The organism is Aquamicrobium sp. LC103 (genome assembly GCF_001014615.2).
In the GTDB taxonomy this organism is placed as follows: domain Bacteria; phylum Pseudomonadota; class Alphaproteobacteria; order Rhizobiales; family Rhizobiaceae; genus LBCQ02.
Genome location: NZ_LBCQ02000014.1, coordinates 88641 through 110154, shown reverse-complemented (window position 1 = coordinate 110154; position 21514 = coordinate 88641). Strand labels below are relative to the sequence as shown.

19 protein-coding genes and 2 tRNA genes are annotated in these 21514 nt (G+C 65.7%); 13 read left to right on the top strand and 8 right to left on the bottom strand.

Translation table 11 applies throughout. The features are described 5' to 3' along the window. The first annotated feature begins 68 nt into the window (after nt 1-68). From XW59_RS24655 to XW59_RS24645, 3 genes are all read left to right on the top strand, one after another. Nucleotides 69-142: transfer RNA gene (locus XW59_RS24655), tRNA-Gly, on the top strand. Nucleotides 143-212: 70 nt separating this feature from the next. Then, entirely contained in the window at nt 213-476 is a 264-nt protein-coding gene (locus XW59_RS24650; protein WP_047148528.1) for a DUF6460 domain-containing protein, read from the top strand. 184 nt (nt 477-660) lie between these two features. Further along, complete coding sequence (locus tag XW59_RS24645) at nt 661-1926, top strand: MATE family efflux transporter (protein WP_082137817.1); 1266 nt, start codon at nt 661-663, stop codon at nt 1924-1926. A 3-nt stretch (nt 1927-1929) separates the two neighbouring features. Here XW59_RS24645 and XW59_RS24640 read toward each other — a convergent pair whose 3' ends face one another. Then, entirely contained in the window at nt 1930-3027 is a 1098-nt protein-coding gene (locus XW59_RS24640) for a quinone-dependent dihydroorotate dehydrogenase (RefSeq protein WP_047148530.1), read from the bottom strand. Beyond that, a complete protein-coding gene (locus XW59_RS24635; RefSeq protein WP_047148531.1) occupies nt 3024-3371 on the bottom strand; it encodes a DUF952 domain-containing protein in 348 nt (115 codons plus the stop codon). Before XW59_RS24635 ends, XW59_RS24640 begins: the two co-directional genes overlap by 4 nt. A gap of 142 nt (nt 3372-3513) precedes the next feature. Between XW59_RS24635 and XW59_RS24630 the strand changes: the two genes are divergently transcribed. Continuing rightward, the gene (locus tag XW59_RS24630; protein ID WP_047148620.1) at nt 3514-3948 is read left to right on the top strand and encodes a hypothetical protein; all 435 of its coding nucleotides are present in this window, start codon (nt 3514-3516) and stop codon (nt 3946-3948) included. A 50-nt stretch (nt 3949-3998) separates the two neighbouring features. On the opposite strand, the gene XW59_RS24625 is transcribed toward XW59_RS24630, so the two are convergent. Then, nucleotides 3999-4364 carry a hypothetical protein gene (locus XW59_RS24625; RefSeq protein ID WP_047148532.1) on the bottom strand — a complete coding sequence of 122 codons (366 nt, stop codon included), beginning with the start codon at nt 4362-4364 and terminating at the stop codon, nt 3999-4001. A 198-nt stretch (nt 4365-4562) separates the two neighbouring features. On the opposite strand from XW59_RS24625, the gene XW59_RS24620 reads away from it, so the two are divergent. Beyond that, nucleotides 4563-5222, top strand: a complete 660-nt coding sequence (locus XW59_RS24620; RefSeq protein ID WP_047148533.1) for a response regulator transcription factor — start codon at nt 4563-4565, stop codon at nt 5220-5222. 6 nt (nt 5223-5228) lie between these two features. On the opposite strand, the gene XW59_RS24615 is transcribed toward XW59_RS24620, so the two are convergent. Further along, nucleotides 5229-8723, bottom strand: coding sequence for a PAS domain-containing hybrid sensor histidine kinase/response regulator (locus tag XW59_RS24615; protein WP_137327091.1), 3495 nt, complete (start codon nt 8721-8723; stop codon nt 5229-5231). Between the two features lie 251 nt (nt 8724-8974). Between XW59_RS24615 and mscL the strand changes: the two genes are divergently transcribed. Together mscL and XW59_RS24605 are read left to right on the top strand one after the other, a co-directional pair. Continuing rightward, the gene (gene mscL / locus XW59_RS24610; protein WP_047148535.1) at nt 8975-9394 is read left to right on the top strand and encodes a large conductance mechanosensitive channel protein MscL; all 420 of its coding nucleotides are present in this window, start codon (nt 8975-8977) and stop codon (nt 9392-9394) included. Between the two features lie 64 nt (nt 9395-9458). Then, nucleotides 9459-10625, top strand: coding sequence for a pyridoxal phosphate-dependent aminotransferase (locus XW59_RS24605; RefSeq protein WP_047148536.1), 1167 nt, complete (start codon nt 9459-9461; stop codon nt 10623-10625). A gap of 10 nt (nt 10626-10635) precedes the next feature. On the opposite strand, the gene hemA is transcribed toward XW59_RS24605, so the two are convergent. Beyond that, complete coding sequence (gene hemA, locus XW59_RS24600; protein WP_047148621.1) at nt 10636-11916, bottom strand: 5-aminolevulinate synthase; 1281 nt, start codon at nt 11914-11916, stop codon at nt 10636-10638. Between the two features lie 305 nt (nt 11917-12221). On the opposite strand from hemA, the gene galE reads away from it, so the two are divergent. Then, on the top strand, nt 12222-13244 hold the full coding sequence (galE, locus tag XW59_RS24595; RefSeq protein ID WP_047148537.1) for a UDP-glucose 4-epimerase GalE: 1023 nt from the start codon (nt 12222-12224) through the stop codon (nt 13242-13244). A 124-nt stretch (nt 13245-13368) separates the two neighbouring features. On the opposite strand, the gene XW59_RS24590 is transcribed toward galE, so the two are convergent. Further along, on the bottom strand, nt 13369-13815 hold the full coding sequence (locus XW59_RS24590; RefSeq protein WP_047148622.1) for a MarR family transcriptional regulator: 447 nt from the start codon (nt 13813-13815) through the stop codon (nt 13369-13371). A gap of 143 nt (nt 13816-13958) precedes the next feature. Here XW59_RS24590 and XW59_RS24585 point away from each other — a divergent pair, with 143 nt between their 5' ends. The 3 genes from XW59_RS24585 to XW59_RS24575 are packed head-to-tail and all read left to right on the top strand — an operon-like array spanning nt 13959 to nt 18710. After that, a complete protein-coding gene (locus tag XW59_RS24585; protein ID WP_047148538.1) occupies nt 13959-15734 on the top strand; it encodes an N-acetylglutaminylglutamine amidotransferase in 1776 nt (591 codons plus the stop codon). Between the two features lie 4 nt (nt 15735-15738). Continuing rightward, nucleotides 15739-17547 (top strand): N-acetylglutaminylglutamine synthetase, encoded by a 1809-nt coding sequence (gene ngg, locus XW59_RS24580; protein WP_047148539.1) that lies wholly within the window; start codon nt 15739-15741, stop codon nt 17545-17547. Between the two features lie 11 nt (nt 17548-17558). Then, a complete protein-coding gene (locus XW59_RS24575; protein WP_047148540.1) occupies nt 17559-18710 on the top strand; it encodes an osmoprotectant NAGGN system M42 family peptidase in 1152 nt (383 codons plus the stop codon). Between the two features lie 407 nt (nt 18711-19117). Here XW59_RS24575 and XW59_RS24570 read toward each other — a convergent pair whose 3' ends face one another. Together XW59_RS24570 and XW59_RS24565 are read right to left on the bottom strand one after the other, a co-directional pair. After that, entirely contained in the window at nt 19118-19549 is a 432-nt protein-coding gene (locus tag XW59_RS24570; RefSeq protein ID WP_047148541.1) for a L,D-transpeptidase, read from the bottom strand. A gap of 77 nt (nt 19550-19626) precedes the next feature. Continuing rightward, nucleotides 19627-19701 (bottom strand) — tRNA-Thr (locus XW59_RS24565). Nucleotides 19702-19871: 170 nt separating this feature from the next. On the opposite strand from XW59_RS24565, the gene XW59_RS29710 reads away from it, so the two are divergent. After that, nucleotides 19872-20084 carry a hypothetical protein gene (locus tag XW59_RS29710; protein ID WP_136068488.1) on the top strand — a complete coding sequence of 71 codons (213 nt, stop codon included), beginning with the start codon at nt 19872-19874 and terminating at the stop codon, nt 20082-20084. A gap of 122 nt (nt 20085-20206) precedes the next feature. Continuing rightward, entirely contained in the window at nt 20207-21496 is a 1290-nt protein-coding gene (gene murA / locus XW59_RS24555; RefSeq protein WP_047148543.1) for a UDP-N-acetylglucosamine 1-carboxyvinyltransferase, read from the top strand. Nucleotides 21497-21514: the final 18 nt, after the last annotated feature.

Below are 21514 nucleotides of genomic sequence, written 5' to 3'. Positions count from 1 at the left end.
ACGAAACTTGCCGCACGAAACTTGCCGCTTGACAGGCGAGCCCCTCGTCGCGGATTAATTGCCCGGTCGCGGGCGTAGTTCAATGGTAGAACGGCAGCTTCCCAAGCTGCATACGAGGGTTCGATTCCCTTCGCCCGCTCCAGCCTCCCGGCTTGAAGCGGCCGCGCACAACGCGTATCTGGAGATGGCAGATGCCGGCTGGAGAACAGGAAATGTCCGCAATCAACCGATTCCTCGGCGACACGCCACTTCGCATCCTCCTGAAGCTGATTGTCGTGTCCTTCCTGGTCGGCATCGTGATGAGTGCCTTCGGCTGGTCGCCGTTTGACGTGCTCTACGGCGTTCGGGACTTCTTCCTGCAGATATGGAATCTGGGTTTCGACGCGCTTTACCGCTTCTGGAGCTATTTCCTGCTCGGCGCGGCGATCGTCGTTCCCGCCTTCATCCTCCTGCGCATCCTCAACTACCGGCGGTGACGCCGGCGCATGGCGATGCGCGCTCGTGCTCCGTAGGAATATCGGCGCGAGCGGTTGGAGCGTCCTCCGGCACGCGCCACGCCCAAATCAGGGGGGAGCGGTGAACCGGGACGATGCTGCGAGGGGAGGGGCCGTGCGTCCCTTCGACGTCAACAACAGGCTGGTGCTTTCCATCGCCCTGCCGATGATGCTCGCCTATGTGACGACGCCGTTGCTCGGCCTTGTCGACACAGCCGTCATCGGCCAACTCGGCGATGCCGCGCTGATCGGCGGGCTTGCCGCCGGTGCCATCGTCTTCGACGTCGTCTTCGCCACCTTCAATTTCCTCCGTTCGGGAACCACCGGCCTCGTCGCGCAGGCCTATGGCCGCGGCGACCGGCCCGAGGAGCAGGCGGTGTTCTGGCGTGCTTTCGTCGTGGCGCTCCTGCTCGGTTGCCTCCTCATCCTGTGCGCGCCGCTGATCGCCGAAGTCGGCGGGCGCTTCATCGGCGGCGAGGAGGCCGTCACCGCGGCGATGGCCACCTATGTGCTCATACGGCTGCTTTCCGCCCCCTTCGCGCTCACGAACTATGCGATCCTGGGCTACGTGCTGGGCAGGGGCGAAGCAACGCTCGGCCTCGCGCTCCAGCTCGTGCTGAACGTCACCAACATCGTGTTTTCCGTCATTCTTGGCCTATGGCTCGGCTGGGGCATTGCGGGCGTTGCCTGGGGCACGGTGATCGCGGAGGTGACGGCGGCGCTGATCGGCCTGACGATCCTCGTCGCGCGCTTCCGCAAGCTGCCGCCGCTGGCCAGGGGCGCGCTCGCCAACGTTCAGGCGCTGGGCGCGATGTTCGCGCTCAACCGCGACATCATGATCCGTTCCTTCGTGCTGCTCGGCGCCTTCGCGCTCTTCGCGCGGCAGGGTGCGCAGCTCGGCACGCTGACGCTCGCCGCCAACGCGGTGCTGATGAATTTCTTCCTGCTCTCCGGTTACTTCCTCGACGGCTTCGCGACCGCCGCCGAACAGCTCGCGGGCAGGGCGCTCGGCGCGCGCCACCGGCCCGCATTCGCGCGTGCCGTGAAGCTCACCGCCTGGTGGGGCTTCTGCGTCGCCGGCCTCGTCACCGCGCTGTTTCTGCTTTTCGGGGCCGGTCTCGTCGCCGTCGTGACGACGGCCGAGGACGTGCGGGCCACGGCGGCGATCTACCTGCCGTGGGCCGCCTTCACCGCGCTTAGCGGCGTGCTCGCCTTCCAGATGGATGGGGTGTTCATCGGCGCCACCTGGTCGCGGGACATGCGCAACATGATGCTCCTGTCCTTCGCCGCCTATATCGTCGGCCTGCTGGCCCTTGGCTCGGCCTTCGGCAATCACGGGCTGTGGGCCGCGCTGCACCTTTTCCTGCTGGCGCGGGGCCTGAGCCTGCTTTCCGTGCTGCCGAGGCGTTCGCGCCAGGCTTTCGGCACCTGATCGTCAGGCGGCGTCCGGGGATATTCCGAGCCAGTGGTCAAGCCTGCTGTCGCGCAGCTCGGTTATCGACGACAGGCCCATGCGCCGGACATAGTCGGCCATGCCGCGCACGATCCGGCCGGGCAGGGCGGGGCCGGCATAGATCATGCCGGTATAGAGCTGGACGAGGTCGGCCCCGGCGCGGATCTTCTCCATCGCCGTCTCGGTGGAATCGACGCCGCCCACGCCGATGATGACCGCCTGCGGCCCGAGCAGGTGGCGCATCCTGGCGAGGATCGCCGTCGAGCGGACGAAGAGCGGCCGTCCGGAAAGCCCGCCGGTCTCGCTGCCCTGCCGGCTGGTGATGCCCTGGCGCGACAAGGTCGTGTTGGAGACGATCAATCCGTCCACCTTGTTGCCGGTCACCTCGGCGGCGATGTCCTCGAGTTCGGCGTCGGCGAGGTCCGGCGCGATCTTGAGGAAGATCGGCGTGTGGCGGCCGCTTTCGCCGGCGACAACATTCCTTGCCTGCGTGACCTCGAACAGCAGCTCGGCAAGGCTCTCGCGCGATTGCAGATTGCGCAGTCCCGGCGTGTTGGGCGAGGAGATGTTGACGGTGAGATAGGAGGCGAGCGGCGCGAAGCGCTCGACGCCGAGCCGGTAGTCGTCGATGCGGTCGGCGCTGTCCTTGTTGGCGCCGATATTGATGCCGACGATGCCGGGCCTGCCGTAACGGGCGTGCATCCGCTCGAGGCAGCTCCCATGCCCCTTGTTGTTGAAACCGAGCCGGTTGACGACCGCTTCGTCCTCCGCGAGGCGGAAGATGCGCGGCTTGGGATTTCCCGGCTGGGCAAGCGGCGTGACGGTGCCGACCTCGGCAAAGCCGAAGCCGAGGCCGAGCAGGGCGTCGGGCACCTCGCCGTTCTTGTCGTATCCCGCCGCCATTCCGAGCGGGTTGGGGAAGCGGAGCCCGGCGACGTCCACCGCCAGCGCCGGGCTGTCGGGGACGTTGCGGCATTTAGGCAGGCCGGCCTTGAGCGCGGTGATGGAAAGGCCGTGCGCGGTTTCGGGATCGAACGAGAACAGGAAACGGCGGCCGATCGCGTCGACCAGGCTGTTCATGCTTCGAGCTCCGGAAAGACGTGGCTTCCGTCTTCGCCGAGCGGCAGCGGCTTCACCCAGGCGACGGCCTTCATGTCGAGCTCGGAATAGAGGTGCGGGAACAGCGCGCCGCCGCGCGAGACCTCGTATTTCAGCGCGTCGCCGAGAAGGGCCTCGTCGACCGCGATGAGCAGGAGATCGCGCTGGCCGGAAAAATGCTTCGCGGCGGTTTCGCGCGCCTGGCCTGCGGTGGAGAAATGGATGAAACCGTCGGCATGGTCGATTTCCATGCCGCGGAAGACGCCCGCGCGCTCGGCTTCGCGCCACAGCGGCTCGGGGCAGATCTTGTAGATCAGGGAACTCATGCGGCGGCTATAGTCTTATTACGGTCATCTGAAAAGCCGAGCCTGGGGCGGGCAAACCTAGTTGCCAACAGTTTTGTAGCCCAAACCGCAATTCCGGCGCAAAGTAATGGTGATTTTCCGAGACCGTTCGAAGGAGGCAACAATGTCGAAGCCGCTACTGATGGCAGCCGCCATCCTGTCCTTTGCCATGGCTCCCGCAGCGTCGGCGCAGGATGTCGAGCGCTATCGGCTGGAAAAGACCGACGACGGCTATGTCCGCATGGACACGGTCACCGGGCAGATGTCGATCTGTGAGGAGCGCAACGCGCAGCTCGTCTGCAAGCTGGCGGCCGAGGAGCGCGGGGCTTACGAGGACCGCCTCGACGAAATGCTGGGAAAGATCGAGGCTCTGGAAGAACGCGTCGCGAAGCTCGAAGGCTCGAGCCCGACCGCCGGCCTGCCGAGCGAGGAGGAATTCGAGCAATCGCTGGGCTACATGGAACGCTTCTTCCGGCGCTTCATGGACATCGTCAAGGATTTCGGCACCGAAACCCGCGAGGGCGGCGGAACGGCGGAACCCACCCCCGACAGAACCTGACGGGGCCGTCCGGCCCGAACATTGGTGTGAGCCACGGGGTAATTTGAGGCCTACAGCACCGCCGACAGCGCAAGCGAGATCGCGAACATGGAGCATGCGATCACGAATGTCGTCTGCGCGTAGCTGCAATAGACCTCATGGAGCACGCGTGCGAACAGCCGGTTCGCATGGTCGTTGCGCGGCCGCGCGCCGTCGTCGAGATAGATCCAGACCTCGGTGTTCTTCGGCTTCTGCCGCAGCGCCAGATGCGCCTTGATGAGCAGTATCCCGGCCATCAGGAGCATCAGTATGGCGCCGGCGCGAAAGGCGAGCGCAAGCGAAAACGCGAAGGATACCATGATGCAGAGTATCGCCAGCGTGCCGAACATCACCGCGCGGCCCACGCACATCCGTGCTATCTGGCGTACCTCTTCCATGAAGGCGTTTCCGAGGAAATTCCCCCGGAAAAACACTGCATCCGGGGAAATGGTTCCCGCAAGTAAAATTCAGGTGTGCCTTCCTGGCGGCGAATGGCGGGCCATCACTTGAATTGCACCTGCCGGGGGGCATAATCGTGCTCGCGATAGGATGCGCGGAAGGCTACATTCCTGCTTCGGGGGAAAGGGAGGAGCGTATTGGCATCTGGCTTTACATTCGTCGTGGCGGACGATCACCCGCTGTTTCGCGGCGCGCTGATCCAGGCGCTTACGGGCATGGGCGACGGCGCGAGGATATTGGAAGCGGGCGACTTCGACGGGGTCAAGGCGCTGATGTCGGGAGGCGGCGAGATCGACCTGATCCTGCTCGACCTGACCATGCCGGGTGCCAGCGGCCTTTCCGGGCTGGTGGCGCTGAGGGGGCTCGATCCCTCCGTTCCGATAATCGTCGTTTCGGCGCATGACGACGTGGCCACCATCCGCCGTGCGCTGGAGCTCGGCGCGTCCGGCTTCATCTCCAAATCGGCGAGCATGGAAGCGATCCGCGGGGCGGTGTCCGCGGTCATCGAGGGCGGTGTGGTCGCGCCGGATGGCATCGACCTCGGCGAGGAGGCGGACCCCGACATTTCCGACCTTATCCGCCGCCTGCAGACGCTGACGCCGCAGCAGAACCGGGTGCTGGGCATGCTCGCCGAAGGCCTTCTGAACAAGCAGATCGCCTATGAGCTCAACGTGTCGGAGGCGACCATCAAGGCGCATGTCTCCGCGATCCTGCAGAAGCTCGGCGTCGACAGCCGCACGCAGGCGGTCATCAGGCTCTCCAAGATCGGCGCCGAGCCGATCACCGCGCTGGAATGATCGCCGTCACTCGGCGGCCGAGAGCATCTTGCGGTAGCGCGTAAGCACGGTCCGCAGATTGGCGGGCTTGACCGGCTTGTTGATGACCGCAACGTCGAGTTCGGCCGCCGCCGCGCGCATCTCGTTCGAACGGTCGGCGGTGACCAGCACCGCCGGAAGCTCGGCACCGAAGCGCGCCCTGAGCGCGACGATGACGTCGAGACCGTTCTCGGCGTCGAGATGATAGTCGGCAAGCACGACGTCCGGCCGCGGCAGATCTGCGCCCGGCTCGTCCAGCTCCGCCGAGCCTGTGGCGGTGGAGACCCGGCATCCCCAGCCTTCGAGCAGCAGGCGCATGCCCTGCAGGATACGGGCGTCGTTGTCCACGCAAAGCACGTTGACGCCGTCGAGCATCGCGTTCGAACGTACCGACGGGCGTATCTCGGCCATGCCTGCGCCGTCCTGGGCCTGCGCCACCGGCAGCAGCACGGAGAAGCGCGTGCCCTTGCCCTTGTGGGATTCGATGCGGATTTCGAGCCTCAGCACGCGGGCGATGCGATCGACGATAGAAAGGCCGAGTCCGAGTCCCTGCGCTTCGCGTACGCCGTCCTGAAGCCGCGTGAACTCGCGGAAGACGGTGTTCAGCTCGTCCGCCTCTATGCCGATGCCGGTGTCGATCACCTGGATTTCCAGAAGCGCGCCGCGCCGGCGCACGCCGACCAGGATGCGGCCCTTGCGCGTGTACTTCACCGCGTTCGAGACCAGGTTCTGCACCAGCCTGCGCAACAGGTTGCGGTCCGTCTCCACAGCGAGCGAGGAAGGAATGATCCGCAGGTCGAGGCCCTTCGCCGCCGCCATCGGCTGGAAGTCGGTCTCGATCTGGCGCAGCAGACCGTTGAGCCGGAAGACGCAATCGACCGGCTTCATCGCGCCCGTGTCGAGCCGCGATATGTCGAGCACCGCGCCGAGGATCGATTCGACCGATTCCAGCGAGGATTCGATGTTGCCGACGGCTTCGGCGGTCTTGCCCTTGCCGACGCTCCCCTGCAGCGCCGAGCAATAGAGGCGCGCGGCATTGAGCGGCTGGAGGATGTCGTGGCCGGCCGCGGCGAGGAAGCGCGTCTTTCCGAGATTGGCTTCTTCGGCCAGCATCTGCGCGAGCGCCAGCTCTTCATTGACGCGCGTGAGTTCGGCGGTTCGGTCGACCACGCGCTGCTCCAGCGTCTCGTTGACACGCTTGATGGCGAGCTCCGCCTGCACGCGCGCGGTGATGTCCGTATAGGTGGCGACGATGCCGCCGTCGGGCATCGGGTTCGAACGCAGCTCGATGATGCGGCCGCTGGTCCGCAGCTCGAGCTGCCAGGGCGTGCCGAAGCCGGTGAGCCGGTTGAGCGTCGTATAGACCGCCTCGCGTGGGATGTCGCCGCGCTGCGCCAGGTGGCCGAGAATGCCGGCCAGCGAAACGCCGACCTGGCCCATCTCGTCCGGCAGGTCGAACAGCTTGCGGTATTGCCGGTTCCAGCAGGTGAGCCGGAAATCCTGATCGAAGACGGTTATGCCCTGCTCCATCTGGTCGAGTGCCGTTTGCAGCAGGTCGCGATTGTGCTGCAGCGCCTCCGAGGCGTCGTCGAGCAGGCGCAGCGCGCCGCGCGGATTGCTGTCATTGCGCTGGAAGAGCAGGGAGAGGATCAGCCGCGCCGAGGACGAGCCGACGGCGCTTGCCAGAAGCTGCTCGGAGAAGCGGATCATGGCCATGGAGGCGGCTTCGTTGCCGTTGATCGGCCGTCCTTCCTGCTTCTGGAAACTCTGGAAGGAGCGCTCCGTCCTCTCGACGCCGAGATAGCGGGCGATCGTGTCCTTCAGGTCGTTGACCGTCACCGTGGTGCGGAACCGGCGCAGGCTCGGCATCGGATTGGTGTCGCGCGGCACGAAGATCGCCGCCTGGATGCGCTCCAGCGGAACGGATGCGCGCGAGAGCGAGCCGAGGATGAAGAAGAGCGTGTTGAGCGAAAGGCTCCATATCACGCCATGGTTGAGCGGCTCGCCGACCGTGCCGAACAGCGCCTGCGGCCTGAGCGCTTCGATGCCGAAGAGGCCGGTGACGAGGATTTCCGTGTCCGGCGGCGCGAGCGAGGGAAACAGCAGCGTGTAGGCCCAGACGGTGATGCCGCAGCTCATGCCGATCAATGCGCCGCGCGCATTGGCGCCGCGCCAGATCAGTCCGCCGAAGAAGGACGGCGCAAACTGGGCGACGGCCGCGAAGGAAATCAAGCCGATGGAGGCGAGCCGCGTGTTGGTGGTCGTCTCGCGATAGTAGAGGAAAGCCGCGAACAGGACGACGAAGATCGCCGCGCGCCGCACGTTGAGGATGACCTTCGTCCAGTCCTCCGTCTCCTGAAGCTCGGGCTTCAATATGCCGCGGACGAACAGCGGCAGCACCAGGTCGTTGGAAATCATGATCGACAGCGCGACGCTGGCGACGATCACCATGGCCGTCGCCGCGGAGAGGCCGCCGATGAAGGCGAGCATGGCGAGCATGTCGTGCCCGTATTCGAGCGGCAGCGACACGACGTAGAGATCGGCGTTCGATTCCGTGCCGAGCACGCTCACCCCGGCGAAGGCGATGGGAATCACGAAGAGGTTGATCGCGACCAGATAGAGCGGAAACAGCCAGCTCGCCTTGCGCAGCTCCTGCTCCGAGCGGTTCTCGACGACCGTCACGTAGAACTGGCGCGGCAGCATGATGATCGCGATCCCGCTCAAAAGCGTCATCACGATCCAGGTGGCGAGCGAGGTCGGGTAATTGTAGGCGGCGGTCACCTGGGCGTTGGCGCTCAGCATCGAATAGAGATCGCCCGGTCCGCCGAGCATGAAGAACGTCACGCCGATGCCGACGGCCAGGAAGGCGGCCAGCTTGACGATCGATTCCACCGCGACGGCGAGGATCAGGCCGTCCTGGTGCTCGGTGGCGTCGGCGTGGCGAGTGCCGAAGAGGATCGCGAAGAGCGCCAGCAGGAAAGCGACCGCGAGCGAGATGTCGCCGATGATGAAATCGAAGGAGGGCGGCGCGCCGTTATAGTGCTCGACCATCAGGCTGACCGAGCTTGAGATCGCCTTCAATTGCAGCGCGATGTAGGGAACCGTGCCGAACATGGCGATCATGGTGGCGATCGCGGCGACCGCGAAGCTCTTGCCGTAGCGGGCGCCGAGGAAATCGGCGATCGAGGTGATCTTCTCGGTCTTCGCGAGCTTGATGACCCGCACCAGCAGCGGGTAGCCGAAGATGAAGACCAGGACCGGACCGATATAGATCGTCAGGAATTCGAAGCCGCGCTCGCTCGCAAGCCCGACCGAGCCGAAGAAGGTCCATGACGTGCAGTAGATGGCGAGGCTGAGCGCGTAGATATAGGGCCGCGCCGGGCCCGGTCCGTGCCTGGCCGCATGGCGGTCGCCGACGCTGGCTATGGCGAAGAGCAGCGTCACATAGGCGATCGCGATTATGATGACGACCCAGCCGTGCACCAGGCTTCAACCTCCCGAGCCCGCGAGGGGCAGTTCCTGTCGGCAGGCAATCACAGCTCGGCCGGCCTGTCCATTCGTCTTGATATCAATAGGAAAGACGCGTGCCGGTTCTTGTTTTCACTGAACAATGCTCTTTCCTGCTTATCGAAACCGTTGTTTTTGCTATTGTCCGCTTGCGGACAGCGACTAGCGACTCGTGCAACCAGCGGTTTTTCGGTTGCCGGCTGGCCGATATTCTTGAGGAGAGCAGGATGATCAAGGAATTCCAGGAATTCATCGCCCGGGGCAACGTGATGGACCTTGCCGTCGGTGTCATCATCGGCGGAGCGTTCGGTCTCATCGTCAGTTCGCTCGTGGACGACATCATAATGCCGATCGTGGGTGCGATCTTCGGCGGGTTCGACTTCTCGAACTACTTCCTGCCGTTGTCCGCGAACGTGACGGCGACCTCGCTGGCGGCGGCGCGCGAGCAGGGCGCGGTCTTCGCCTACGGCAATTTCATCACGGTCGTCATCAACTTCCTGATCCTTGCCTGGATCATCTTCCTGATGGTCAAGGCGGTGAACAACATGCGCAAGCGTCTCGAGAAGCAGAAGGAGGCCGAAGCGGCGCCGCCTGCACCCGACGTCCAGCTTCTGACCGAAATCCGCGACCTGCTTGCGAAGAAATAGCAGTCGGGCTAGTCGTTCGAAGCCCCGGTCGCCAAGGCCGGGGCTTTGTCTTGAACGGATCCCGATGTCCCAGCTCGATCATCTGCGTGCCGCCGCGCGTCTTGCGCCCGAAAGCGGCATCGTCGCCGTCGTCAACCATGGCCGCGCGAAGGAAGACCTCATACCGCTGTGGGCGGGCGAGGGCGATCTTCCGACGCCCGGTTTCATCTCGGAGGCGGCGACCGCCGCGCTGAATGCCGGCGAGACCTTCTACACGTGGCAGCGCGGCGTGCCCGAATTGCGCGAGGCGCTGGCGCGCTACTATGCGCGGCATTTCGGCCGCGGCTTCGCCAGCGAGGAGTTCGTCGTCACGGGCTCGGGCATGCATGCGATCCGGCTCGCGATTGACGCGGTGGCGGGCGCCGGCGACGAGCTCGTCTATCTGAGCCCCGCCTGGCCGAATTTCGCCGCCGCAGTCGGCGTCGCCGGGGCGAGGCCGGTAGCTGTGGTGCTGGATCGTTCCGACAATGGCTGGTCCTGCGACGTGGCGCGTATCGAGGCAGCCGTCACTCCGGCGACGAAGGCGCTGTTCGTGAATTCCCCGTCGAATCCGACAGGCTGGGTCGCCGACCGCGACACGCTCGCGGCGATCCTCGACGTGGCGCGCCGTCACGGCCTCTGGATCATCGCCGACGAAATCTATTCGCTGTTTCATTATGACGGTCGCCGCGCGCCGTCATTTCTCGACGTGATGGAGCCGGACGACCGCATCCTCTTCGTCAACAGCTTCTCGAAGAACTGGGCGATGACCGGCTGGCGGGTCGGTTGGCTGAAGGTGCATCCCGCGCTGCAGCAGGTCTTCGAGAACCTGATCCAGTATTCGAATTCCGGCGTTCCTGCCTTCCTGCAAAAAGGCGCGGCCGCGGCCCTCGACCATGGCGACGGCTTCATCGCCGAGCAGGTCGATCGCGCGCGGAAGGCACGCAACGTGGTCTGCGACAGGCTGGCGGGGACGGGCCGGGTGAAGGTGACGGCGCCTGCGGGCGCCTTCTACCTCTTCTTCGCCGTCGACGGGGTGAGCGACACGCGCCGGGCCGCCTTCGACATCGTCGACAATGCGAATGTCGGACTGGCGCCTGGCACCGCCTTCGGCCCGGGCGGGGAGACGTTCTTCAGGCTGTGCTTCCACCGCCGCCTCGACCTTGTCGAGGAGGCTGCCGAAAGGCTGGCGCGCTGGATCGAGACGGCGTAGGCCGGCGGTCTCAGCCGCCGGACTTCGAGACCACGAGCGGGATGACGCGGTGGGTCTTTTCCACCTGCGGCTGGGTGGTCGCGTCTCGGAAGGGAATGCCAAGCGCCTGCCAGGTTTCCATGAGGGCTTCCTTGAGCGTTTCGATCAGCTCGTCGGAGTGGAACGGCGTCGGCGTGATGCGCAGCCGCTCAGTGCCGCGCGGCACGGTCGGGTAGTTGATCGGCTGGATATAGATGCCGTGCTTGCCGAGCAGCCGGTCGCTCGCCATCTTGCAGAGTTCCGGGTCGCCGACGAGCACCGGCACGATATGCGTTTCCGACGGCATCACCGGCAGACTGGCCTCGCCGAGCACGTCCTTTGTGCGCTGTGCCTGGCGTTGTTGCGCGTCACGCTCTCCCTGCGACCCCTTGAGATGCCGGATCGAGGTCACCGCCGCGCTGGCGATCGCCGGCGGCAGGGCGGTGGTGAAGATGAAGCCCGGCGCGTAGGAGCGCACCGCGTCGATGACCGAGCGCGTACCGGTGATGTAGCCGCCGAGCGTGCCGAACGCCTTGGCGAGCGTGCCCTCGATCACGTCGATGCGGTGGGCGAGGCCGTCACGCTCGGTGATGCCGCCGCCGCGCGCGCCATACATGCCGACCGCATGGACCTCGTCGATATAGGTCATGGCGTTGTACTTATCCGCCAGATCGGCGATCGCCTCGATCGGCGCGATGTCGCCGTCCATCGAATAGACGCTCTCGAAGACGATCAGCTTGGCGCGTTCGCGGCCTGCGGCCTGCAACAGGCTTTCCAGATGCGCGACGTCGTTGTGACGGAAGATCTTCTTTTCCGCGCCCGAGCGGCGCACGCCCTCGATCATCGAGGCGTGGTTCAATTCGTCGGACAGGATGAGGCAGTCCGGCAGCAGCCGGGCGATGGTGGAGATGGCGGCCTCGTTGGAGACGAAGCCCGAGGTGAAGACGAGGGCGGCTTCCTTCGCGTGCAGGTCGGCGAGTTCCAGCTCGAGCTCGACCAGCGGGTGGTTGGTGCCGGAAATGTTGCGCGTGCCGCCGGCGCCGGAGCCCATCTGCCCGGCCGCGCGCTGCATCGCCGCCACGACGTCGGGATGCTGGCCCATGCCGAGATAGTCGTTCGAGCACCAGACCGTTATATCCCGCGCTTCGCCATTGGCGCGCCAGATGGCGGTGGGGAAGGAACCGACCTTGCGTTCCAGATCGGCAAACACCCGATAGCGCCGTTCGGCGTGGAGCTGGTCGATCGCCTCGTCGAAAAAACGTTGATAGTCCATATCGTCATCCTGGATTTCGACGCGAGAATAGACATTCAGGCGCCCCGCGTCCACGCATGGCTTGCGGTCAAAATGCCACGTCGGAACGTCGAAAGCGAGATTGGCTCAAATTTGATTGACGTTCTTGACCGCTCGCAAACCCTATAGCGCGAAACGGCCCGTCCTTCAGCCGCCGGAACGGGAGTTCCTACCCTTTCTTCAGCTTTTGCCGCGCAGGCTCTCCGCAACGGCAGGGACAGGTATCGCCGAGCGACCGCAAGTCGCCGGACGGGCCTGCGAAACAGGAAAAAGGCGGGAGCGGCAAGATGGCCGTATTGGTGACGGGCGGCGCCGGCTATATCGGCAGCCACATGGTTTGGGAACTGCTGGACGCCGGCGAGGAGGTCGTCGTGCTCGACCGCCTGTCGACGGGCTTCGACTGGGCGGTTGCTCCGGAAGCGAAGCTCGTCGTGGGAGACGTCGGCGACGCGCGGCTGGTCGGCGAGCTGATCGCCGAACACGGCGTCGACGCGATCGTCCATTTCGCCGGCTCCATCGTGGTGCCGGAATCGGTCGCCGACCCGCTCGCCTACTACGACAACAACACCTCGAGGACGCGCTCGCTGATCGAGGCCGCCGTGCGCGGCAAGGTCCGGAACTTCATCTTTTCCTCCACCGCAGCCGTCTATGGCGCGACGGGCATGGAGCCGGTCAGCGAGGACGTGGCCTTGAAGCCGGAATCGCCCTATGGGCGCTCCAAGCTGATGAGCGAATGGATGCTGCGCGACGCCGCCGCCGCCTACGGTATCCGCTACACCGCCCTGCGCTATTTCAACGTCGCGGGCGCCGATCCGCGCGGCCGCACCGGGCAGTCCACGCCGGGCGCGACGCATCTGATCAAGGTGGCGAGCGAGACCGCGCTCGGCAAGCGGCTGTCCATGCAGGTCTTCGGCACGGACTATCCAACCCCCGACGGCACCTGCATCCGCGATTACATCCATGTCAGCGATCTCGTGGCGGCACATCGGCTGGCGCTGGTGCGGCTGCGCGACGGCGGCGCCAATCTCGTCGCCAATTGCGGCTATAGCCACGGCTACTCGGTGCTCGACGTGCTCGACAGCGTCAGGCGCGTGCATGGTCGCGATTTCACGGTGGACTATGCCGGGCGAAGACCGGGAGACGCGGCCGCCGTCGTCGCCGATTCGGATCGCGCGCGGCGTGAGCTCAACTGGGCGCCGAAGCTCGACGATCTCGATTCGATCGTCGCCAGCGCGCTGTCCTGGGAGATGAACCTCGCCGCGAAGAACGTCGAGACGCGGCGGACGACGGTGCGCCACGCGGCCGAGTAGGCCGTTCACCGGCCTCCGCTTCGCTCGTGAAGGCCGCCTTCCTCTTCTCCACCAGGGAGAAGGTAGCCGCGAAGCGGCCGAATGAGGGGAGCGTCAAGGGGGAATTGAGGCTGCCGCCCAAATCCTACCCCCGCTTCTCCTCCACCGCCGCCGGCGCCGCGCTCGACATCAGGTCGGCGAGCCGGATCAGGCTTGCGACCATGGTCCGGCGCTCGCTTTCCTCGAGCGCGAAGAACCGGGCGGCGAAGGCGGCACCGAGCGGTTCGGGCGCCTGGCGGACCATTTCGGCGCCGCGCTCGGTCAGCCTTGTGTGCACGATGCGTCGGTCGCTGCCCGAGCGGTAGCGCTGGATGAGCCCGCGCTCCTCCAGATTGTCGAGCACGGTGACGACTGTGGCGGGACTGATGTCGGCATAGGCGGAAAGTGCCGCCGAGGTCACCTCGCCAAGCTCCGAAATTCCCTTCATGAGGACGAGCTGCGCCGCCGTCAGTCCGCTCGCCTTGACGAGCGCCTTCGACTGCAGGTCGTGCGCGCGCACGATGCGGCGGATCGACTTTTCCAGTGCTTTCATTTCGGTTGCGCGGAACCTCCGCGAGTGCTCGGCGTTCATCGGCTGCAGCGTCATGGGCGTGACCAATAATTTGACATCTAATGATCAGATATATAACTAATAGCGATCCAAAGTAAACAACAACGGAGGGTTCGGCCGGAACCGTGTGTGGAATTTGCGGAGAAATACGTTTCGACGGGGCGCAGCCCTCGGCATTGGCTCAAGCAAGGATGATGGACGCGATTGCGCCACGCGGGCCGGACGGCTCCGGCCTGGTGATGCATGGAAATGCCGCGCTGGCGCATAGGCGCCTGAGCATCATCGACCTGTCCGAGAAGGCGCGTCAGCCCATGGTCGATGCGGAGCTCGGCCTCACCATCGCGTTCAACGGCTGCATCTACAACTACCCGGAGCTGCGCCGCGAGCTCGAAGGCAAGGGCTACCGCTTCTTCTCCCACGGCGACACCGAGGTGATCCTCAAGGCGTGGCATGCCTGGGGCAAGGAGTGCGTGAACCGCTTCCTCGGCATGTTCGCCTTCGTCATCCACGAGCGCGACAGCGGCCGCGTCGTCATGGCGCGTGACCGGTTCGGCATCAAGCCGCTCTATCTTTCCGAGACGCCGCACGCGATCCGCTTCGCCTCGACATTGCCCGCGCTTCTGAAGGCGGGCGACGTGGACACGTCGATCGACCGGCGCGCGCTGCACAACTATCTCTCCTTCCATGCCGTGGTGCCGCCGCCGCGCACCATCGTCAACGGCGTCAGGAAGCTGCCGCCGGCGACGATCCGCGTCATCGAGCCCGACGGCCGCAAGGCCGACACCGTCTACTGGAACCCGCCCTATGAGCGCGACGCCTCGATGTCCGGGCTCTCCTCGCAGGAATGGCGCGACCTTGTGCTCGACGCGCTGCGCACCGCCGTCAAGCGGCGCATGGTGGCCGATGTCCCGGTCGGCGTGCTGCTCTCGGGCGGTGTCGATTCCTCGATGATCGTCGGCCTCCTCGCCGAGCAGGGCCAGCACGGGCTGATGACCTTTTCCGTCGGCTTCGAGGAAGCCAATGGCGAGAAGGGCGACGAATTCGTCTATTCGGACCTGATCGCTAGGCATTTCGACACCGACCACCACAAGATCTTCGTGCCCTCGGACCGGCTGATGGAGGCGCTTCCCGGCACCTTCGCGGCGATGTCCGAGCCGATGGTCTCCTACGACAATGTCGGCTTCTACCTGCTTTCCCAGGAAGTCTCGAAGCATATCAAGGTCGTCCAGTCGGGACAGGGCGCCGACGAGGTCTTCGGCGGCTATCACTGGTATCCGCCGCTCGCCAGTTCCAACGACGTGACCAGCGACTACGCCCGCGTCTTCTTCGACCGCTCGCACGAGAAGCTGAAGGAGCACGTCAATCCGGAGTGGCTGGCGGACGAGGATTTCAGCCGCGATCTGGTCGCCGCGCATCTGCGCATGTCCGGCGCCGACACCCCGGTCGATGCCGCGCTTCGGCTCGACAGCCAGGTCATGCTGGTCGACGATCCGGTGAAGCGGGTGGACAACATGACCATGGCCTGGGGGCTGGAGGCGCGCGTGCCGTTCCTCGACCATGAACTGGTCGAGCTCGCCGCGAAGATCCCGCCCGAGGAAAAGCTCAAGGACAACGGCAAAGGCGTGCTGAAGGACGCCGCCAGGCTCGTCGTTCCCCACGAGGTGATCGACCGCAAGAAGGGATATTTCCCCGTCCCGCAGCTCAAATATGTCGACGGTCCCTATCTGGAAATGGTGCGAGACGCGCTGACCTCGCGCGCCGCGCGCGAGCGCGGCATCTTCCGCGAGGATTATCTGGAACGCCTTTTCGCGGCGCCTTCCGACCACATCACGCCGCTGCGCGGCTCCGAGCTGTGGCAGGTCGGGCTTCTCGAAATGTGGATGCAGACTCATGGGATATAAGGTGATGGCCAGGAACAATGGAGAGGAGAAGCCTGTTCGCGGCCGCTCGGACAAGGCGCTGGCGCATCGCCTGAAAAGGCTGCGCTCGGAATCGATGAAGCCGCCCATGGGGCTCTCGGAATCGGAAACGAAGGCGCGCAAGAACGCCGCCTCGGTCGATTGCGGCTGGGGCCGGCTGATCTTCGCGCAGACCTTCGACAAGCCATCCGAGCTGGTCGACGCGCTGCGCAAGGAAGGGCCGGAGCGCCGCGACATCGCCTTCTACGTGCGCGATCCGCACGTGCTGCTCGCCATGGCGCCGCAGGAGATCTTCCTCGACCCCTCGCACACCTTCAGGCTCGACCTTGCCACCTACCGGTCGAGCCGGCGCCAGCCGCGCGGCTTCTTCATCCGCAGGCTGTCCTCGGAGGCGGATGCGCGCGCGGTCAACCGCATCTATGCCGCGCGCGGCATGGTCACCGTCAGCCCGGATTTCTTCTGGTCGAACCGCGACAACCGCGCCATCACCTATCTCGTCGCCGAGGACGAAGCCTCGGGCGAGATCATCGGCACGGTGACCGGCATCGACCACGGCCGCGCCTTCGAGGATCCGGAGAGCGGCTCCTCGCTTTGGTGCCTCGCCGTCGACCCCCAGGCGCGCCATCCCGGCATCGGCGAATTCCTGGTCCGGCGGCTCGCCGAGCACTTCGCCGCGCGGGGCGCGCACTACATGGACCTTTCCGTGCTGCACGACAACGCCCAGGCAATCTCGCTCTACGAGAAGCTCGGCTTCCGCCGCGTGCCGGTCTTCGCCGTCAAGCGCAAGAACCCGATCAACGAGAAGCTCTTCGCCCGCCCGCTCGCCGAATACGATGCGCTCAACCCCTATGCGCGTTTGATCGTCGACGAGGCGCGCCGCCGCGGCGTGCATGTCGAGATCACCGACGCGGAAGGCGGCTTCTTCCGTCTCTCGCAGGGCGGCCGCTCGGTTCACTGCCGCGAAAGCCTTTCCGAGCTCACCTCCGGCGTCGCCATGTCGATCTGCGACGACAAGGCGGTGACGCGCCGCGTCGTCGAGGGCGCCGGTCTGCTCGTGCCCGAGCAGATGGCGTTCGACGGCGACGAAGAGGCGCTCGCCGCCTTCCTGAAGGAGCACGGGCGCGTCGTCGTCAAGCCGGCGCGCGGTGAGCAGGGCAGGGGCGTTGCCGTCGGGCTGGAGACGATGAAGGATCTGAAGCGCGCCGTCGCCAATGCCCGCGAGGTCTGCGACCGCGTGCTCGTGGAAGCCTGTTTCGACGGCGAGGATCTTCGCCTCGTGGTGATCGATTTCCGCCTCGTCGCCGCAGCCGTCCGCCGTCCGCCGCATATCGTCGGCGATGGCCGCCGCGACGTCCGCAGCCTGATCGAGAGCCAGTCGCGCCGCCGCGCCGCCGCCACCGGCGGGGAAAGCACGATCCCGATCGACGGCGAGACCGAGCGCTGCCTGGCAAGTGCCGGCTTCGCCCTCGACAGCGTGCCGGCGCAGGGCGAGGACATCGTCGTCCGCAAGACCGCCAATCTCCACACCGGCGGCTCCATCCACGACGTCACCGGCATCGTCCATCCGAAGCTGGTGGACGCTGCCTGCAAGGCCGCCCGCGCGATCGACATTCCCGTGGTCGGCGTCGATTTCATGGTGCGCTCGCCGAGTGAAGCGGACTACGTCTTCATCGAGGCCAACGAGCGTCCCGGCCTCGCCAACCACGAGCCGCAGCCGACGGCGGAGCGTTTTCTCGACCTCCTGTTTCCGCTGTCGGGCCAGAAATCCGCCGCCCACGCGCTCGGCAAGATGTAGAGGGTCGGGCGTTGGAAATCGACGAAGCCTATCTCCTCCGCCAGTTGAAGGCGCTGCTCTCGATCGACAGCCCCACCGGCTACACCGACCAGGTGGTGCGCTATTGTTCGCAGGAGCTGGAGCGGCTCGGCCTGACGCCGGAACTGACGCGGCGCGGCGCGATCCGCGCCGTGCGCCAGGGCAGCCGGCGGAAGGCGGCCCGCGCGGTCGTCACCCATCTCGACACGCTCGGCGCGCAGGTCAAGCAGGTGAAGGAGAACGGGCGGCTGGAACTGGTGCCGATCGGCCACTGGTCGGCCCGCTTCGCCGAGGGCGGGCGCGTCACGCTCTATACGGAAAACGGCAGCTTCCGTGGCACCATCCTGCCGCTCAAGGCGTCCGGCCACACCTTCAACGAGGAGGTGGACACGCTGCCGGTCGGCTGGCCCCATGTCGAGCTGCGCATCGACGCGGTGACGCAGACGCGCGCCGAGACCCGGGCGCTCGGCATCGACGTCGGCGATTTCGTCGCCGTCGACACGCAGCCGGAATTTTTGGACAACGGCTTCATCAACGCGCGCCATCTCGACGACAAGGCCGGCGTGGCGATCGCGCTCGCGTCGATCGAGGCGCTGGAGCGCGACAAGGTGAGGACGCCGGTCGACATCCACTGGCTGTTCACCATCGCCGAGGAGGTCGGCGTGGGCGCCGCCTCCATCGTCACGCCGGAGATCGCCTCCATGGTGACGATCGACAACGGCACGTCCGCACCCGGCCAGAACTCGTCCGAATTCGGCGCCACCATCGCCATGGCCGACCAGGCGGGTCCCTTCGACTATCACCTGACCAAGAAGCTGGTCGATCTCTGCCGGGACGGGGACATTCCCTTCCAGAAGGACATCTTCCGCTACTACCGCTCCGATTCCGCCTCGGCCATCGAGGCCGGGCACGACGTGCGCACCGCGCTGGTCGCCTTCGGCGTCGACGCCTCGCACGGCTACGAGCGCATCCACCTGCACGCGCTCATCTCCGTCGCCCGGCTCGTCGCCGCCTATGTCGCGAGCCCGCTCGAAATCCCGCGCGACGTGGAGGAGGTCTCGGGCTTGAAGGGCTTCACCGAGCAGCCCACCGAGGAGGCCGAACAGCCGGAATTCGATCCGGCGACCCGCGCCAGCCCGGAGTGACCGGGGCATGTCCGGACGAGGCGGGATCGCCCCTGCGAACGGCGCGCCCTCCGGCCCTTCGGACTATCTTCCCGTAAACGAACAGGGATCGAGCGCCGCGGCGGTTCGCGACCTCGGGTCCTCCCTGCGACGGAGTCCGCAAGGCTGGCGGCGGCGCTGCGGGCAAGGCCTGAGACGATCTAGGCGTTTCCAGATGAAATGGAATCGTCGCTTGGAACGCCCCCTCCATCACGCTTCGCGCGGTCCTTCAGGGCGAGCCGCTTGTCTCGCCCGTCCTTCGGATCCCCGCTCCGCAGGGGAGGAACCGGCGTCGCGGCCGGTCGCATCGTGGATCCTCCCCCATTTTCTTGGGGGGAGGGGGACCACGAAGTGGTGGAGGGTGTGTGTCGGTGAAAACCTGAACTGCCCTAGCGCCGGACGACCACGCGCATGTTCCTCAGCCCCTCCTTCTGGGCGAGCCTGAAGAGGATGGCCGCGTTGCGCGTGTTGAGCCGCACGCAACCGGCGGAGGCGGGCCTGCCCAGACGGCTGACCTGGTTGGTGCCGTGGATGGCGTAGTTGCCGCTGTAGAAGATCGCGTAGGGCATCGGCGCGTTGTCGTAGCGGCTCGAGCGATGGTCGCGCGACAGCCACTTCGCCTTCCAGCTTCCGGTCGGCGTCACCTTGCCCTTGCGCGCGGTGGAGACCTTCCAGCGGTATTTCACCTGGCCGCGATGGGTCACGGTCATTGTCTGCGAGGATATGCTGACATTCGCCACGAGGCCCGCCGCCGCCGAAAGCTTCGGCTGGGCGACGGCCAGCACAAGGCCCAGCATCAGGCCCGCCAGAACTTTCGCCATGGATCGTCAATCCTATGCCGTCTCTTGCGGGAACCAGCATAAGCGGGATTTGGTAAGCAAAGGGTTTCTGGGGAAACTGGTGCTGCGAGAGAGGATTGAACTCTCGACCTCTCCCTTACCAAGGGAGTGCTCTACCACTGAGCTACCGCAGCAGGTCGCGAATGCGGCGGACTTCTGCCATATCGATCATGGAAGTGCAAGCGGGCAAAGCGGCATTCTCGCATTTCCCCGCGCATCGCCGGAATTTGTCCCCTCCCTCGGTTCTGGTATAGGCTGGGACGCCGTCTAATCACCATATTTAAACCGTAGCCGGAGTAGGTTGATGTGCCCGCCAGACGACAGCCGTTCAGCGGAAAACGACGCGAGGGACGAGAAGAAGGAGCGTCTTGCCCGCCAGTTGCGCGCGAATCTGCAGCGCAGGAAGGCTCAGTCGCGGTCCCGGCGCACCGGAGAGGCCGACAGCCGGCCGGAGGGGCTTTTGCCAGAGGGGCCTTTGAAGGATGATTCGACCGCGTCGAAGACTAAATCCGGGTAAGCGGGGACGCTTCCTTGGGAAAGACAGCATTTCTTGAACGCCGCCCGCCGATGGGATAGACGGGCCGGCCTCGCCAATTCTTACCCTCCAGAGCCGGAGCAATTCCGGGAAAGTGATTTTCGATGGATCGCATCAGGATAGTCGGTGGCAACGAGCTCAACGGCACGATCCCGATTTCCGGCGCCAAGAATGCCGCGCTGCCGCTCATGATCGCCTCGCTGCTGACGAACGAGACGCTGAGCCTGGAAAACGTGCCGCATCTGGCCGATGTCGAGCAGCTCACGCGCATCCTCGGCAATCACGGCGTCGACTATTCGGTCAACGGACGGCGCGAGGAGCAGGCCTCCATCTATGCGCGCACGGTGAATTTCACCGCCGGGAACATCGTCGATACCACCGCGCCCTATGAGCTCGTCTCCAAGATGCGCGCCTCCTTCTGGGTGATCGGCCCGCTGCTGGCGCGCATGGGCGAGGCGCGGGTGTCGCTGCCGGGCGGCTGCGCGATCGGCACGCGTCCGGTCGACCTCTTCATCGACGGGCTGAAGGCGCTCGGCGCCGAGATCGAGATCGAGCAGGGCTATGTGCTCGCCCGCGCGCCGAAGGGCCTTGTCGGCAACCGCTACGTCTTCCCGAAGGTTTCGGTGGGCGCGACCCACGTTCTGATGATGGCCGCCTCGCTCGCCAAGGGCGAGACCGTCCTGGAAAACGCCGCCCGCGAGCCGGAGGTCGTCAATCTCGCCGACTGCCTCAACGCGATGGGCGCGAAAATTTCCGGCGCCGGCACGCCGCGAATCGTCATCGAGGGTGTGGCCTCGCTTTCCGGCGCCACGCACCGGGTGATTCCCGACCGCATCGAGACCGGCACCTATGCGATGGCGGTGGCCATGGCCGGCGGCGACGTGCTTCTGGAGGGCGCGCGGCCGGACCTGCTCGAAACCGCGCTCGAGGTGATCTCGCGGACCGGCGCGGAGATCACTCCGGTCAATTCGGGCATCCGCGTCCGCCGCAACGGCTCGGGCATCCTGCCGGTCGACGTGGTCACGGAGCCGTTCCCCGGCTTTCCCACCGATCTGCAGGCGCAGTTCATGGGATTGATGACGATGGCCAAGGGCCAGTCGAAGATCACCGAGACGATCTTCGAAAACCGCTTCATGCACGTGCAGGAGCTCGCCCGCCTCGGCGCCAGGATCACGCTTTCCGGCCAGACGGCGATCGTCGACGGCGTGTCGCAATTGAAGGGCGCGCCGGTGATGGCGACCGATCTGCGCGCCTCCGTCTCGCTGGTCATCGCCGGGCTCGCGGCGGAAGGCGAGACCATCGTCAACCGCGTCTATCACCTCGACCGCGGCTTCGAGCGGCTCGAGGAGAAGCTTTCGGGCTGCGGCGCGACCGTCGAGCGCCTGTCTTCCTGACGATTTCGGCCGCGACGG

Bases quoted from the DNA above. Each gene is read 5' to 3' on its own strand.
- XW59_RS24630 (WP_047148620.1), top strand. From the start codon at position 3,514: ATGTCGAAGCCGCTACTGATGGCAGCCGCCATCCTGTCCTTTGCCATG.
- mscL (WP_047148535.1), top strand. From the start codon at position 8,975: ATGATCAAGGAATTCCAGGAATTCATCGCCCGGGGCAACGTGATGGAC.
- murA (WP_047148543.1), top strand. From the start codon at position 20,207: ATGGATCGCATCAGGATAGTCGGTGGCAACGAGCTCAACGGCACGATC.
- XW59_RS24570 (WP_047148541.1), bottom strand. From the start codon at position 19,549: ATGGCGAAAGTTCTGGCGGGCCTGATGCTGGGCCTTGTGCTGGCCGTC.
- ngg (WP_047148539.1), top strand. From the start codon at position 15,739: ATGGCCAGGAACAATGGAGAGGAGAAGCCTGTTCGCGGCCGCTCGGAC.
- galE (WP_047148537.1), top strand. From the start codon at position 12,222: ATGGCCGTATTGGTGACGGGCGGCGCCGGCTATATCGGCAGCCACATG.
- XW59_RS24640 (WP_047148530.1), bottom strand. From the start codon at position 3,027: ATGAACAGCCTGGTCGACGCGATCGGCCGCCGTTTCCTGTTCTCGTTC.
- XW59_RS24605 (WP_047148536.1), top strand. From the start codon at position 9,459: ATGTCCCAGCTCGATCATCTGCGTGCCGCCGCGCGTCTTGCGCCCGAA.
- hemA (WP_047148621.1), bottom strand. From the start codon at position 11,916: ATGGACTATCAACGTTTTTTCGACGAGGCGATCGACCAGCTCCACGCC.
- XW59_RS24645 (WP_082137817.1), top strand. From the start codon at position 661: ATGATGCTCGCCTATGTGACGACGCCGTTGCTCGGCCTTGTCGACACA.
- XW59_RS29710 (WP_136068488.1), top strand. From the start codon at position 19,872: ATGTGCCCGCCAGACGACAGCCGTTCAGCGGAAAACGACGCGAGGGAC.
- XW59_RS24635 (WP_047148531.1), bottom strand. From the start codon at position 3,371: ATGAGTTCCCTGATCTACAAGATCTGCCCCGAGCCGCTGTGGCGCGAA.
- XW59_RS24590 (WP_047148622.1), bottom strand. From the start codon at position 13,815: ATGAAAGCACTGGAAAAGTCGATCCGCCGCATCGTGCGCGCGCACGAC.
- XW59_RS24625 (WP_047148532.1), bottom strand. From the start codon at position 4,364: ATGGAAGAGGTACGCCAGATAGCACGGATGTGCGTGGGCCGCGCGGTG.
- XW59_RS24650 (WP_047148528.1), top strand. From the start codon at position 213: ATGTCCGCAATCAACCGATTCCTCGGCGACACGCCACTTCGCATCCTC.